General features: G+C 68.8%; 11 protein-coding genes. 6 read left to right on the top strand and 5 right to left on the bottom strand.

The window, feature by feature from the left end; genetic code table 11:
- Window positions 1-424, top strand: a 424-nt coding sequence (locus EPN98_RS08815) for an amidohydrolase family protein (RefSeq protein ID WP_293362311.1), incomplete at its 5' end; no start/stop codon positions are given.
- On the opposite strand, the gene EPN98_RS08810 is transcribed toward EPN98_RS08815, so the two are convergent.
- Window positions 421-1,908 (bottom strand): sigma-54 dependent transcriptional regulator, encoded by a 1,488-nt coding sequence (locus EPN98_RS08810; protein WP_293362310.1) that lies wholly within the window; start codon window positions 1,906-1,908, stop codon window positions 421-423. The two genes, EPN98_RS08815 and EPN98_RS08810, sit on opposite strands and share 4 nt — an antisense overlap.
- 105 nt (window positions 1,909-2,013) lie before the next feature.
- Entirely contained in the window at window positions 2,014-2,622 is a 609-nt protein-coding gene (locus EPN98_RS08805) for a hypothetical protein (protein ID WP_293362309.1), read from the bottom strand.
- Between the two features lie 66 nt (window positions 2,623-2,688).
- Here EPN98_RS08805 and EPN98_RS08800 point away from each other — a divergent pair, with 66 nt between their 5' ends.
- Together EPN98_RS08800 and EPN98_RS08795 are read left to right on the top strand one after the other, a co-directional pair.
- Entirely contained in the window at window positions 2,689-4,131 is a 1,443-nt protein-coding gene (locus EPN98_RS08800) for a PLP-dependent aminotransferase family protein (protein ID WP_293362308.1), read from the top strand.
- Window positions 4,132-4,246: 115 nt separating this feature from the next.
- Complete coding sequence (locus EPN98_RS08795; protein WP_293362307.1) at window positions 4,247-6,355, top strand: PQQ-dependent dehydrogenase, methanol/ethanol family; 2,109 nt, start codon at window positions 4,247-4,249, stop codon at window positions 6,353-6,355.
- 141 nt (window positions 6,356-6,496) lie between these two features.
- On the opposite strand, the gene rocD is transcribed toward EPN98_RS08795, so the two are convergent.
- Window positions 6,497-7,717: an ornithine--oxo-acid transaminase gene (rocD, locus tag EPN98_RS08790; protein WP_293362306.1), complete on the bottom strand. Its 1,221-nt coding sequence runs from the start codon at window positions 7,715-7,717 to the stop codon at window positions 6,497-6,499.
- An 11-nt stretch (window positions 7,718-7,728) separates the two neighbouring features.
- On the bottom strand, window positions 7,729-8,598 hold the full coding sequence (locus EPN98_RS08785) for a dimethylarginine dimethylaminohydrolase family protein (protein ID WP_293362305.1): 870 nt from the start codon (window positions 8,596-8,598) through the stop codon (window positions 7,729-7,731).
- A 114-nt stretch (window positions 8,599-8,712) separates the two neighbouring features.
- Here EPN98_RS08785 and EPN98_RS08780 point away from each other — a divergent pair, with 114 nt between their 5' ends.
- The 3 genes from EPN98_RS08780 to EPN98_RS08770 are packed head-to-tail and all read left to right on the top strand — an operon-like array spanning window position 8,713 to window position 11,654.
- Window positions 8,713-9,135: an Lrp/AsnC family transcriptional regulator gene (locus EPN98_RS08780; RefSeq protein ID WP_293362304.1), complete on the top strand. Its 423-nt coding sequence runs from the start codon at window positions 8,713-8,715 to the stop codon at window positions 9,133-9,135.
- An 8-nt stretch (window positions 9,136-9,143) separates the two neighbouring features.
- Window positions 9,144-9,812 (top strand): isochorismatase family cysteine hydrolase, encoded by a 669-nt coding sequence (locus tag EPN98_RS08775; protein ID WP_293362303.1) that lies wholly within the window; start codon window positions 9,144-9,146, stop codon window positions 9,810-9,812.
- 51 nt (window positions 9,813-9,863) lie between these two features.
- A complete protein-coding gene (locus EPN98_RS08770) occupies window positions 9,864-11,654 on the top strand; it encodes a M3 family oligoendopeptidase (RefSeq protein WP_293362302.1) in 1,791 nt (596 codons plus the stop codon).
- Window positions 11,655-11,709: 55 nt separating this feature from the next.
- On the opposite strand, the gene EPN98_RS08765 is transcribed toward EPN98_RS08770, so the two are convergent.
- Window positions 11,710-13,365 (bottom strand): EAL domain-containing protein, encoded by a 1,656-nt coding sequence (locus EPN98_RS08765; protein ID WP_293362301.1) that lies wholly within the window; start codon window positions 13,363-13,365, stop codon window positions 11,710-11,712.
- Window positions 13,366-13,400 lie beyond the last annotated feature (35 nt).

The raw sequence follows: 13,400 nt of genomic DNA, 5'->3' as shown, positions 1-13,400 counted from the left end.
CTTCACCACCTACGCCTACTACAACACCGACAAGTTCGGTTTCTACGGGCGGGAGTTCATGGAGAACGCCATGGCCTTCCGGAGCTTCCTGGACGCCGGCGTGAACGTCGCGGCGGGGTCGGACTTCTATCCCGGACCGTTCGCCGCGCTGATGGGCATCCAGGGCATGGTCACGCGCACGGGGTGGAACGGCGAGACCTGGGGCGCGAACCAGCGGATCACGCCGGCCGAGGCCCTGCGCATCAACACCTTCAACGGCGCCTATGCCGCCCGCGAAGAGCGCATCAAGGGGTCGATCACCCCAGGCAAGCTGGCGGACTTCGTCGTGATGGCCGACGACCTGACGACCATCGCACCCGAGAAGATCAAGGACATCCAGATCGTCCGAACGGTGACCGGCGGGGAAGCGATGTATCAGGCCTAGGCGGCCGCGACGTCCGCGTCAGCCTCGGCTTCGCCGCCCTTGACCAGGCCTTCGAGGCCCTGCTCGCGGACCTTGCGATAGAGGGTCGAGCGGCCGATGCCGAGGCGGCGCGCCACCTCGCTCATGTGGCCGGCATAGATCTCGATCGCGAGCTGGATCAGGTCGCGCTCGATCTCCTCCAGCGTCCGCAGGTGTCCGCGGGAGTCGAGGATGCGGACCGGCGAGTCCACCGGCGGCGCGTCCGACCCTGCGTGCGCAATCGCGCTCGGCGCCGGGGCGGCCTGCGGCACGTATTCCGGCGGCGGGGCGGCCACGCCCGAGATGGCCGGGAAGTCGTGCGGCTGCAGGTAGGGCGCGTCGGCGAGCACGATGGCGCGGTAAACGGCGTTCTCCAGCTGGCGGACGTTGCCCGGCCAGTCGAAGGCCGTCAGGCAAGCCAGGGTCTCGGCGCTGGCGCCCACCACCGACTTGCCCTCTTCCACGTTGAAGCGGCGCACGAAGCAGTCGACGAGGGCAGGCACGTCCTCCTTGCGCTCACGCAGCGCCGGGGCTTCCACCGGGAAGACGTTCAGGCGGTAGAACAGGTCCTCGCGGAAGCGGCCTTCCTTCACGGCCTGCGACAGGTCGCGGTTGGTGGCCGAGACGATGCGGACGTCCACCTTGATCGAACGCTTGGCGCCGATCGGGTCGATTTCGCTCTCCTGCAGGGCGCGCAGCAGCTTGACCTGGATGTCCAGGGGCAGCTCGCCCACTTCGTCCAGGAACAGGGTGCCGCCGTTGGCCTCCTGGAACTTGCCCAGGTGCTTGTCGCTGGCGCCGGTGAAGCTGCCCTTCTCGTGGCCGAACAGAATCGACTCGACGAGGTTCTCGGGGATGGCGCCGCAGTTCACCGCGATGAACGGCTTGCCGGCGCGGTCGGACGAGCCGTGCACCGCGCGCGCGATCACTTCCTTGCCGACCCCGCTCTCACCGGTGATGAGGATGGGAATCGACGACTTGGCCGCCCGTTCTCCCAGCCGCTTGACCATCAGCATGGCGGGGGACGTCCCGATCAGGTCGTCGAAAGTCGTGCGCCCGGAGGCGTGCTTCTTGAGGCGGGCCACCTCGCTCTTGAGGGAGCCCATGGAAAGGGCGTTGCGGATGGATACCGTTATCCGCTCGGGGCTGGCCGGTTTCACGAAGAAGTCGCAGGCGCCTGCCTGCATGGCCGAGACGACGGTGTCGATCCCGCCCGTGGCGGTCAGCACGATCACCGGCTGATTGAAGCCGCGCGCCCGCATTTCCACCAGGGTGTCCTGGCCCGAGATGCCGGGCATGATCAGGTCCAGCAGGACCACGTCCACGCCGGCGCCGGAGTTCAGGTGCTGGATGGCCTCGTCGCCATTCTGCGCATGCGAAACGGCAAACCCGTCGCGTTCCAGGACGGCCTGGATCAGACGGCGCTGAGTTGGATCGTCGTCTACGACAAGGACCGTTTTGGCCATGCGAAAACACCCACCAGATCGACGCTCCTCCCTTCTGGAAGAGGTCTTGTTCTTGTCCCCTTCTGATACAGGCGAAGGGTAAAGGGGGCGTTTCGCAACCCTGAGTCAGGCGTTAACGGGCGCGCTTTTCTGCGGCGACCTGTCGCGCACGGTAAACAGCGGCAGGAAGGCCTGCACAATCGGGCCGATGGCGATGGCATAGAGGATCGTGCCGACGCCCACCGTGCCCCCTAGCAGCCAGCCCACGGCCAGGACCGTGAACTCGATGGCCGTGCGCACCACCCGGATCGACCACCCCGTCCGTTTGCAGAGCCCGGTCATCAGCCCGTCGCGGGGGCCGGGGCCCAGGCCCGCGCCGATGTACATGGCGCCAGCAACCCCGTTCAGGACGACGCCCGCGACCAGGGCCGTGGTGCGCAGCGGAAGACTCTCGATCTCAGGCAGGACCAGCAGGGCCAGGTCCACCGCCGTGCCGATCGTGAAGATGTTTGCGATCGTGCCGATACCCGGCTTCTGGCGCAGCGGAATCCACAGCAGCAGCACCACGGCGCCCACCACATTGACCAGCATGCCGAACGACAGGCCGACGTGGGTGGACAGGCCTTGGTGGAACACGTCCCAGGGATCGAGCCCCAGGACGGCGCGCAGCATCAGCGCCATGGACGCGCCATAGAGGGTCAGGCCGGCGAAGAGTTGGATCAGGCGACGTGGCATCATAGGCGGGCCAAGTGGCCTCAACTGGACCTTGAAAACAGGTCCAGTTCTGAGAGTGTGGCGTCCATGACCCATCGCCGCATTGGTCCGGCCTCGCTCGTGCGCCTGCTCGGCGCCTGGCGGGGCGAGAAGACGGGCCCCGCCTACCGCCAGCTGGCCGACGCGCTCCGGCTGCTTATCCTCGACGGCCGGCTGCCGCTGGACGTGGTGTTGCCGGGCGAGCGCGAGTTGGCCCAGGCGCTGGAGGTGTCGCGCACGACCGTAACCGCGGCGCTGGCGCGACTGCGCGACGACGGCTTCCTGGATCGCCGCCAGGGCGCGGGCGCCAAGACCCGGCTGCCGGCCGGGCCGGGCGACCGGGGTTCGACGCCGCTGATGCTTGGTCCGATGTCCGAGGGCATTCTCGACATGGCGGCGGCCGCGCCCCCGGCCTCGGATGTGGTGCACCAGGCCCTCGCGGCGGCCCTTTCGGCGTTGCCGGCGCACCTGCCCAATCACGGCTACCTGCCGGTGGGCCTTCCGGTGCTGCGCGAGGTGATCGCCGAGCGCTACACGCGGCGCGGCTTGCCGACGACGCCAGACCAGATCCTGGTCACCAACGGCGCCCAGCACGCGCTGGCGCTGATGCTGCGGTTGCTCTGCGGGCCGGGCGACCGGGTGGTGATCGACCATCCGACCTATCCGCACGCCATCGACGCGATCCAGCGCGCGTCGTGCCGGCCCGCGCCGGTCGGCCTGCCGGGCGAGGGCTGGGATGTCGAGGGCGTGGCCGCCGCGCTGCGCCAGAGCGGCCCTCGGCTGGCCTACTTCATCGCCGACTTCCACAATCCCACGGGCCGCTTCATGAGCCTGGAGGCGCGCGCGGCGATCGTCACGGCGGCCCAGGCGGCGCGCACCACCGTGATCTTTGACGAGACCATGATGGACCTGTCGCTGGACGGGCCCGTCACCCACTACGGCTTCGACGAGCCCGACGAGGGGCTCGTTCGGCTGGGGTCGGTGGGCAAGAGCTTCTGGGGCGGCCTGCGCCTGGGCTGGATCCGCGCCGACGCGGCCACCATCCAGGCGATCGCCGTGCGCCGCGTCTCGCTGGATCTGGGCACCCCGGTGCTGGAACAGCTGGCCTGCGCCCACCTGCTGACCGACGATGAGACGGCGCTGGCCGCCCGCCGCGTGCTGCTGCGCGAACGGCGCGACGTGCTCTACCGCCTCGTGCGCGAAAAGCTGCCGGACTGGAAGGTGAGCCTGCCGCCGGGCGGCCTGTCGCTCTGGGCCGAGCTGCCCTCGCCGGTGTCGAACACCCTGGCGGCGACGTCCGAGCGGTTCGGCGTGCGCCTGGCCGCCGGCCCCCGCTTCGGCGTGGACGGCGCGTTCGAACGCTTCATGCGCCTGCCGTTCACGATGGCGCCCGATGATCTGGCCGAGGTCGTGGATCGGCTGGCCATGGCCTACGCCCGGCTGAGACCGGGTGCGGTTCCCTCGCGGGGATCTCTGGGCGCGATGGTCTAGGGTTCGCATCGCCGGCCATTCCCCAGCGGCACGCTTGCCCGGCGCGCGGTCCGGGGCATAGTGCGCTCACTGAACGCCGATCACGCTGCAAAGAATCGGCTGCTGGGAGGGCGCTATGAAGATCATCCGTCTGGGCTTGGCCCTGGCATTCGCCGCCGCGCTCGTGGCCTGCCAGAAGTCGCCGGGCAACGTCGATCAGAAGCGCCTGGAGGCGGCCGCCACGAACGGCGAGTGGCTGTCGTACGGCAAGGACTACAACGAGCAGCGCTTCAGTCCGCTGGACAAGGTCAACACCGGCAACGTCGGCACGCTGGGCCTGGCCTGGTTCGCCGAGTTCGACACCGACCGTGGCCAGGAGGCGACGCCCCTGATGATCGACGGGGTGCTCTACACCTCGACCGCCTGGTCCAAGGTGTTCGCCTTCGACGCCAAGACCGGCAAGCAGCTTTGGAAGTACGATCCCAAGGTCGAAGGCGCGAAGGGCTTCGACGCCTGCTGCGACGTCGTGAACCGTGGTGTCGCCGTCTGGAAGGGCAAGGTTTTCGTCGGCACCATCGACGGCCGCCTGGTGGCGCTGGACGCCAAGACCGGCGCGGTGAAGTGGGAGGTCCAGACCACCGACAAGTCCAAGCCCTACACCATCACCGGCGCGCCGCGGGTGGTGAAGGACAAGGTGATGATCGGCAACGGCGGCGCCGAGTACGGCGTGCGCGGCTACATCACCGCCTATGACACCGAGACCGGCAAGCAGGTCTGGCGCTTCTACACGACGCCCAATCCCACCGGCGCGCCCGATAACGCGGCCTCCGACAAGGTGATGGCCGAGAAGGGCAACGCCACCTGGAGCGACGGCGAGTGGAAGCAGACGGGCGGCGGCGGCACGGTCTGGGACTCCATGGCCTACGACCCGCAGCTCGACATCATGTACTTCGGCATCGGCAACGGCACGCCGTGGAACCACCAGAAGCGTTCGGGCGGCAAGGGCGACAACCTCTTCCTGAGCTCGATCCTTGCGCTGAAGCCCGACACTGGCGAGTACGTCTGGCACTACCAGACCACGCCGGCCGAGAGCTGGGACTACACGGCCACCCAGCACATCATGCTGGCCGACCTGAACATCGGCGGGAAGCCCACCAAGGTGCTGATGCAGGCGCCGAAGAATGGCTTCTTCTACGTGATCGACCGGGCCACCGGTAAGCTGCTCTCGGCCAAGCCGTACACCAACATCACCTGGGCCTCGGGCGTCGACATGGCCACCGGCCGGCCGATCGAGACCGCCGGCTCGCGCTACCAGACCTCGATGGTCATGCAGGTGCCGGGCCCCCTGGGCGCGCACAACTGGCAGCCGATGGCGTTCAATCCCAAGCAGGGTCTGGTCTACATCCCGTTGAACGTCACGCCGTTCGCCTACGCAGACGACAAGGGCGGGTCGTACAAGGCCGGGGCCTGGAACGTGGGCGTCGACTTCGTGATCAATTCGCTGCCCACCGACGCGGCGCAGATGAAGGCGCTGACCTCGATGATCAAGGGCCAGCTGGTGGCCTGGGATCCCGTGCAGCAGAAGGCGGTCTGGACCGTCGACCATCCCTACTTCTGGAACGCTGGCGTGCTGTCGACGGCGGGCGGCCTGGTCTTCCAGGGCGCTGCGCACGGCCAGTTCTCGGCCTACGACGCCGCCAACGGCAAGAAGCTGTGGTCCACCGAAGTCGGCAATGGCGTGATCGCCGCGCCGATGAGCTACGAGCTGGACGGCGAGCAGTATGTGGCGGTGATGGTGGGCGTGGGCGGCGGCGGCCAGATCTCGGCGCCGGCGTCGATGCCCGTCCGGCCGCGGCTGCCCGGGCGGCTGATGGTCTACAAGCTGGGCGGCACGGCCAAGGCCCCGGCCTTCCCGCAACCCGCCGCGGCCAAGATCGACCTGACCAACGTCGCGTCGACAGGCAACGTCCAGCACGGCTTCGAGCTGTTCCACAAGAACTGCCAAGTCTGCCATGGACCCAACGCCTCGGGCGCCTGGCTGCCGGATCTGAAGGCCTCGCCCATGCTGACCACCGCCCAGAACTGGAAGGGCGTGGTCATCGACGGCGCTTCGGCCAGCCGCGGCATGGCCAGCTTCTCCCGCTTCCTCAGCCCGCAGGACGCCGAGGACATCCGCGCCTACGTCATCACCGAGGCTCGCAAACCGGTCGCCGCCGCGGCCCCGACGCCAGCGGGGATGAACTAGAGGCCAAGGGAGCCTGTCCCTCCCTTAATGGGGAGGGACAGGCCGCGAAGCGGCCAGGGTGGGGAAGTGTGGGCCGGAGTGCTGAGGTCGGGGAGGATCAAGACCTCCCCACCCGTCTCGCTTCGCTCGCCACCCTCCCCATCAGGGGAGGGAAGCCGCGAACTGGTCGACGATCCAGTCGGCCTGGGCGTCGGTGAGGATCAGCGGCGGGGCGATGCGGATGGTGTGGTCGTGGGTCTCCTTGGCGAGGAGGCCTCGGCCCTGCAGCGCCTCGCAGACCCGGCGCGCGCCGCCGGCGTCGGCGTGGAGCTCGACGGCGATCATCAGGCCGCGACCGCGGACCTCCTTCACGCGGGGCGTGGCGACCGCGGCGAGTCCGGCCTTGAGGCGCTCGCCCACCCGGGCGGCGTTCTCGATCATGCCCTCCTCGGTCAGCACCTTCAGCGCCGCGCGGGCGACCGCGCAGGCCAGCGGGTTGCCGCCGAAGGTCGAGCCGTGCTCGCCGGGATGCAGGACGCTCATGACCTCGGAATTCGAGAGCACCGCCGAGACCGGATAGAAGCCGCCCGAGAGCGCCTTGCCGATCAGGGTGAGGTCGGCCTCGACGCCCTCATGCTCCTCGGCCAGCAGCCTGCCGGTGCGGCCGAGGCCGGTCTGGATCTCGTCCAGGATAAGAATGACGTTGTGCTTCGTGCACAGCTCGCGGGCGCGCTTGAGGTAGCCGGCCGGCGGGATGATTACGCCCGCCTCGCCCTGGATCGGCTCGACCAGGAAGGCCACCGTGTTCGGCCCGATGGCGTCCTCCAGCGCGTCGGCGTCGCCGAACGGGACCATCTTGAAGCCCGGCGCGAAGGGGCCGAAGCCGCCGCGCGATTGCGGGTCGCTCGAGAAGCCCACGATGGCGACGGTGCGGCCGTGGAAGTTGTCCGAGGCCACGATGATCTCGGCCTGGCCTTCGGGCACGCCCTTGACCTCGTAGCCCCACTTGCGGGCCACCTTCAGCGCCGTCTCGACCGCCTCGGCGCCCGAGTTCATCGGCAGCACCTTGTGCGAGTTCGTCAGCGCGCAGAGCTCTTCGTAGAACGGCGCCAGCTGGTCGTTGCGGAACGCGCGCGATGTGAGCGTCAGCTTGCCGGCCTGCTCCATCATCGCGGCCAGGATCTTTGGGTGGCAGTGGCCCTGATTCACGGCCGAGTAGGCCGAGAGACAGTCCAGATAGCGGTTGCCGTCGACGTCCCAGACGTAGGTCCCCTCGCCACGGGTCAACACCACGTCGAGCGGCTTGTAGTTTTTCGCACCGTATTGGGCTTCGGTCTCGATGAAGCGGGCGGTCAGGCTGCGCTGGAGGGCGATATCGTTCATTGTTGCGCTCCCTATTCGGCGGCGTGCAGTTGGGCGGCGGGGACGGACGTGCGGTCGAGGCGGAGGGTCATGCAGTACGAGGCGCCGCCCGAGCGGATGAAGGGGCTCAGGTCCACCTCGGTCAGGCTGTAGCCCCGCGCGCGCAGCTTCGTACGCAGGCTTTCGGGAGCCTTGGCCATGACGATCCGGGCGTCGAGGTTTACCGCGTTCACGCAGAAGGCGGCGGCTTCCTCGTCGGTGGCCTCGATGCGCTGGCTATCGGGGATATGGGCTCGGAGGGTGGCCAGCGCGTCCGGCGTGAAGGCCGGCGGATAGTACAGCACCTTGCCGCCGGCCAGCGGACAGAAGCAGGTGTCGAGGTGGTAGAAACGCTCGGTGGCCAGCTCGAGGGCCACGGTCTCATGCCCGAACGTCTTGCGGATCACCGGGATCGCCGAGCGGCTCGAGCGCGGGCCAAAGCCGCACCAGAACAGCCTGCGATCGGCGTCCCAGATCGCGTCGCCGGCGCCCTCGTGGAAGACGCCTTCGGGGAAGTCGACGATGTCGCGGACCAGGCCGCGGCTCTTCAGTTTCTGGAAGACGGCGCGGAACACCGGCTCCTCGCCCTGGCGCTCGGGGTGGCGGAAACGGGCCATCAGCACCCGGCCGTCCAGCACGACGGCGGCGTTGGCCGGGAACACCAGGTCGGGCAGGCCTTTGACGGCGCCGATGATCTCGACGTTGGCGCCGGTCGCTTCGAGCGCGGCGCGCAGCGCCGCCGAGCCGTCGCGAGCGGCCGCGGCGTCGGCGGCGCTCCAGGCCTTTGGGTCCATCCACGGGTTGATCCGGTAGCTCACGTCGAAGCAAGCCGGGTCGGTCATCAGATAGGTGGGGCGGTCCATGCGGGCTCCTGGAGTGATCGCCTCCAGGGTGGCGCTGTCGCGCGTTAGCGAATAGCGAGCAACGTGCTACATATCGTCGATCAGTTTGACGTAATGTCACAAGTGAGTGGCGAAATGACCGATGACCTAGACCGCGAGCTGATCGGCCTGCTGCGCGCCGACTCGCGCAAGCCGGCCGCCACGCTAGCCAAGGCCTTGGGCGTCTCGCGGGGCACGGTACAGAACCGGATCGAGCGGCTGGTGCGCGACGGGACCATCCAGGGTTTCACGATCAAGACGCGGCCCGACGCCTCGAACCGGGTGCGCGCCGTGATGACCATCGCCATCGAGGGCGAGCGATCGGGCGCCGTGGTGCGCTCGCTGCGGGGCTTTCCCGAAGTCTCGGCCGTGCACACCACCAACGGTCGCTGGGATCTGGTGGCCGAGATCGATGTCGAGACGCTGAACGCCTTCAGCGCCGCCCTTGACCGCATCCGCCAGATCGAGGGCATCGCCTCGACCGAGACGTCGATCCTGCTGGCGACGCAGAAGTTGTGAGCAGGGGCATGGGCCACGCCTGGAGCATCGCCGAGCGCGAGTACATCCGTCACGAGACCCGGCGCGGTCGTCGCTTTGCGTTCGAAACGCTGCGGCCGGCCATGACGGCCCTGGTGGTCGTGGACATGGTCCCGTTCTTCGCGGAGCAGAATCCGTATTGCCGGGCCGTGATCGCGCCGATCAACGAACTGGCCACCGCGCTGCGGCTGGCCGGGGGCGTCGTGGCCTGGGTGCTCCCGGGCCCCGACCCGTTCGACGCCCTTTCGATCGCGCACAACGGGGTCGAAGGCGCGGCCGCCTATCGCGGCTCGGGCGGCGTTGGACCGTTGCCCGGTCGGCTGTGCCCCGAACTGCGTGCCGCGGCGGACGATCTGTTCGCGGAGAAGACGGCGGCCAGCGCCTTCTTCCCGGGACGCTGCGATCTGAACGAGCGGCTCGTCGCGCGCGGGGTCGACACCGTGCTGGTCGCGGGCACGGTTACCAACGTCTGCGTCGAGGCCACGGCGCGCGACGCACGGACGCTGGGCTACCGCACGATCCTGGTGGCCGACGCCTGCGCGGCGCGGACCGACGCCGAGCACAACGCCACCCTGCACACCTTCTATCGCTCGTTCGGCGACGTCCGGCCGACTGCCGACGTGCTGGGACTGATCGCGTCAGGGGCGGTCGCTCGGTAAGGGCGATCCGCCATTGGCCCGCGCGCGATGGCGGCGCTAAGGTCCTTCTCCATGAACGCGCCCTTCAAGACCGACGCGCTGCCCACCTGGCGGCTGGATGACCTCTACGCAGGCCGCGAGGACCCGCGTATCGAGGCCGATCTCAAGGAGGCCGAGCGCCTGAACGGTGAGCTGGCCAAGCTCGAAGGCCGGATGATCGCCACGCGGTCGCGGCCGGCCGAGCTGGGCGGGATCATCGACCGGGGCATCGAACTGTACGAGCAGGCCACCAACGCCATGTGGGGCGTGGGGGCGTTCGCCTCGCTGTCGGCGTCGACGGCCCGGGACGATCCGGCGTGGTCCAAGTTCGAGGCCGACCTGCGCCAGCGGTCGTCGCAGATCGCGGCCATGAGCCTGTTCTTCACGCTGGAGATCAACCAGCTGGAGGACGACGAGCTGGAACTCGCGCTGAAGGCCCACAAGCCGGCCCAGCGCTGGCGGCCCTGGCTGCGCCGGGTGCGGGCCGGCCGACCGCACGAGCTCTCGGCTGACCTTGAGCGCCTGCTGATCGACAAGGCGCCGGCGACGGCCAACTGGGGCCGCCTGTCGGACGAGACACTGGCCAAGCTGTCGGCCAGGGTTGGCGGTCAGGCGCTAACCCTCTCCGAGCTGCTCACCCTGTCGGCCGGGCCCGACGCCAAGAAGCGCAAGGCCGCCGCTCAGGCGCTGGCCAAGGCGCTGGGCGAACGCGCCGGCACGCTGGCGCTCAGCCTCAACACCCTGGCTTTCGAGAAGCAGGTCGAGGACCGGTGGCGCAAGTACCCCACGGCGGCGTCGGGCCGGCACCTCGCCAACGAGGTGGACGCCGAGGCGGTGGACGCCCTGGAGGCCGCGGTGGTCGACAGCTACGCCAGCGTCAGCCACCGCTACTATCGCCTGAAGGCCAAGGTGATGGGCCGCACGCACCTCGACCACTGGGATCGCAACTGCCCGCTGGACTCGGCGGCGCCGCGGACCTTTAGCTGGGACGAGGCCAAGTCGATCGTCCTGGAGAGCTACCGGGCGCTGTCTCCGGGCTTCGCCGACACCGCCCAGACCTTCTTCAGCCAGCCCTGGATCGACGCCAAGCCGCGCCCCGGCAAGCAGATGGGGGCCTACTCACACTCGGTCACGGCGACGCGTCACCCGTATGTGTTCATGAACTACATGGGCGAGCGGCGCGACGTGCTGACCCTGGCGCACGAACTGGGCCACGCTGTGCATCAGACCATGTGCAAGCCGCTGGGCACCCTGCTCGCCGACACGCCGCTCACCCTGGCCGAGACGGCCTCGATCTTCGGCGAGGGGCTGGTGTTCGAGAAGCTGCTGGCCGAGACGTCGAAGGCGGACCGCCGCGGGCTGCTGGCCGGCAAGATCGAGGACGGCATCAACACGGTGGTGCGCCAGATCGCCTTCCATCGCTTCGAGACCCGTTTCCACAATGCCCGCCTGGAGGGCGAGCTGTCGGCCGACCAGATCGCCTCGCTGTGGATGGAGATCATGGCCGAAAGCCTTGGGCCGGCCGTCCGGCTGGATAAGGGCTATCGGCACTACTGGGCCTACATCAGCCACTTCATCCACGCGCCGTTCTACGTCTACGCCTATGCGTTCGGCGACCTTCTGGTGCGGGCCCTGATGGAGAAGCGCCGCGAGGACCCGGCCAAGTTCACGCCGCTGTACGAGACGCTGCTGGCGGCTGGAGGCACCAAGACCTACGTCGAGGCGCTGGCGCCGTTCGGGCTGGATCCTCGGCAGAAGGCGTTCTGGGCCGCCGGCATGAAGCAGATGGAGCGGCTCGTCGACGAGTTCGAGGCGCTGGTCTGACGCCGACCCCGCGAACCCGGACCCCGTAGAAGGCCTCAACCGTCGGCGACGGAGATCAGCCCCAGGTCTCGACCTCGCCTCTTCGGCGGGCCGCGACGGGAGCGGGGGCGCGTTGCATGCCCTCGGGCTTGGCGACCGGCTTGCCGAAGAGCCATCCCTGGCCCATCCCCACGCCCAGCGACGCGAGGGTCTTGGCCGTCTCCTCGTTTTCGATCATCTCGGCGACGGTGGAGAGGCCCAATTCCGCACAGAGCTCGGCCAGCCGTCTCAGGATCAGGGTGTCGCGCGGCCGGCTCTTCAGGCCCTGGATGAAGCGGCCGTCGAACTTCACGACGTCGGCCTCGATCTGGCGCAGATAGTCCATCGAAGCGGCGCCGGCCCCGAAATCGTCCAGGCAGACCACATGGCCGGCGCGACGCAGCTGCTGGATCAGATCGTTCACGGCCGCGAGGTCCGTAATCTTGTGACTCTCGGTCAGTTCCAGCATCAGCCGAGGCCGGATCTTCTTGGTGATCGCGGTGACCTTCAGGATCTCATCGACGAAGCCCTCGGACTGGATCGAGAAGGCGCTGATGTTGGCGGCGATGGAGACGCCTTCGGGCGCCTCGCACAGGGCCTGGAACACCGTGCGCACGATGGAGAGGTCGAACTCGACGACCAGACCCAGCTCTTCGGCGAGCTTGATGGTCGCCGCGGGCTCATCGCCGCCCTCGAAGCGAGCCAGCGCCTCGTAATGGTGCAGCTTGCGGGTCTTCAGATCGACGACCGGCTGGTAGACCACCTCGAAGCGGCCTTCCTTCAGGAGTTCCTTGAACCGGGAGGACTCTGTGACTGTCTGTCGCAGCGCCGCCTCGAAGCTCTTGGCCGCCTGAGACGGCCCGTCCTCGATGCAGCGGTCGATGGCATAGCGGATGGCGCGCAGACTTTCGGTCGGCGACGTGCCGTCCAGCTCCAGCGCGCCGGTCCATAGCCGGATGCCGGGCCCGGCCAGGTCACGCACGGCCTCGCCGATCGCCTCAGCGGTGGGACGGCCCGAGCGCAGCAGGGCGAACCGGTCGGGACCGATCGACGCAGCGGGGAGGCCGCCGTAGGACGCCGCGCGCAGCATGGCGGCCAGCTTGCGCCGGACGTCCATGGCCTCGGCGCTGGTCATCTTCGCCAGCGCGCCGCTGAGGCCGGCGAATTCCAGCAGATCGACGTGCAGTGACGCGCCATCGGCCTCGGCCTGCTGTAGCAGGCTGGTTGCGGCGCTCTCGAACTCGTCGCGGCTGGTGAGGCCGGCCTCGTCGATCTTGACCGACTGCACGCCGGGCGTGCGCAGGCTCATCGCCATGGCGACGAAGGACTCACGCTGCGGCATCTGGAAGAAGGTCAGCGACACCGGCTGCGGGCCACGCGGGGTGGCCAGCTCGACGGAATAGGGTCCGCGGCGCTCGCCCGACCGAACGTCGCGCAGCGCGGCTTCCACCATTTCGGCGTCGTTGGGCTCGAACAGCTCGCGCCAGGGCCTGCCCAGCGTGGAGTCGGCGCTACGGCTCAGCAGCCGCATGGCCGCGCCGGTGGCGAAGGTCACAAAATGCTTGTCCTCGATCTCGAGGATCATGTCGGCGCTTGCGAAAACGAACCCCAGCAGCTGGCCCATGGTGGGCGCGCCCTGCGACCTTGCGGGCGCTGGCTGAGCCGCTGCGACTGCGGCGTTTGTGGACGCCATCTGTGGTTCGCTCCTCGCCGCGACCGCGGAGGCGG

It is taken from the genome of Phenylobacterium sp. (assembly GCF_004299445.1).
Lineage (GTDB): Bacteria > Pseudomonadota > Alphaproteobacteria > Caulobacterales > Caulobacteraceae > Phenylobacterium.
Note: the sequence above shows the minus strand (reverse complement) of the source record. Positions and strands in the feature narration are given on the sequence as shown.

Bases quoted from the DNA above. Each gene is read 5' to 3' on its own strand.
- EPN98_RS08810 (WP_293362310.1), bottom strand. From the start codon at position 1,908: ATGGCCAAAACGGTCCTTGTCGTAGACGACGATCCAACTCAGCGCCGT.
- EPN98_RS08805 (WP_293362309.1), bottom strand. From the start codon at position 2,622: ATGCCACGTCGCCTGATCCAACTCTTCGCCGGCCTGACCCTCTATGGC.
- EPN98_RS08800 (WP_293362308.1), top strand. From the start codon at position 2,689: ATGACCCATCGCCGCATTGGTCCGGCCTCGCTCGTGCGCCTGCTCGGC.
- EPN98_RS08795 (WP_293362307.1), top strand. From the start codon at position 4,247: ATGAAGATCATCCGTCTGGGCTTGGCCCTGGCATTCGCCGCCGCGCTC.
- rocD (WP_293362306.1), bottom strand. From the start codon at position 7,717: ATGAACGATATCGCCCTCCAGCGCAGCCTGACCGCCCGCTTCATCGAG.
- EPN98_RS08785 (WP_293362305.1), bottom strand. From the start codon at position 8,598: ATGGACCGCCCCACCTATCTGATGACCGACCCGGCTTGCTTCGACGTG.
- EPN98_RS08780 (WP_293362304.1), top strand. From the start codon at position 8,713: ATGACCGATGACCTAGACCGCGAGCTGATCGGCCTGCTGCGCGCCGAC.
- EPN98_RS08775 (WP_293362303.1), top strand. From the start codon at position 9,144: ATGGGCCACGCCTGGAGCATCGCCGAGCGCGAGTACATCCGTCACGAG.
- EPN98_RS08770 (WP_293362302.1), top strand. From the start codon at position 9,864: ATGAACGCGCCCTTCAAGACCGACGCGCTGCCCACCTGGCGGCTGGAT.
- EPN98_RS08765 (WP_293362301.1), bottom strand. From the start codon at position 13,365: ATGGCGTCCACAAACGCCGCAGTCGCAGCGGCTCAGCCAGCGCCCGCA.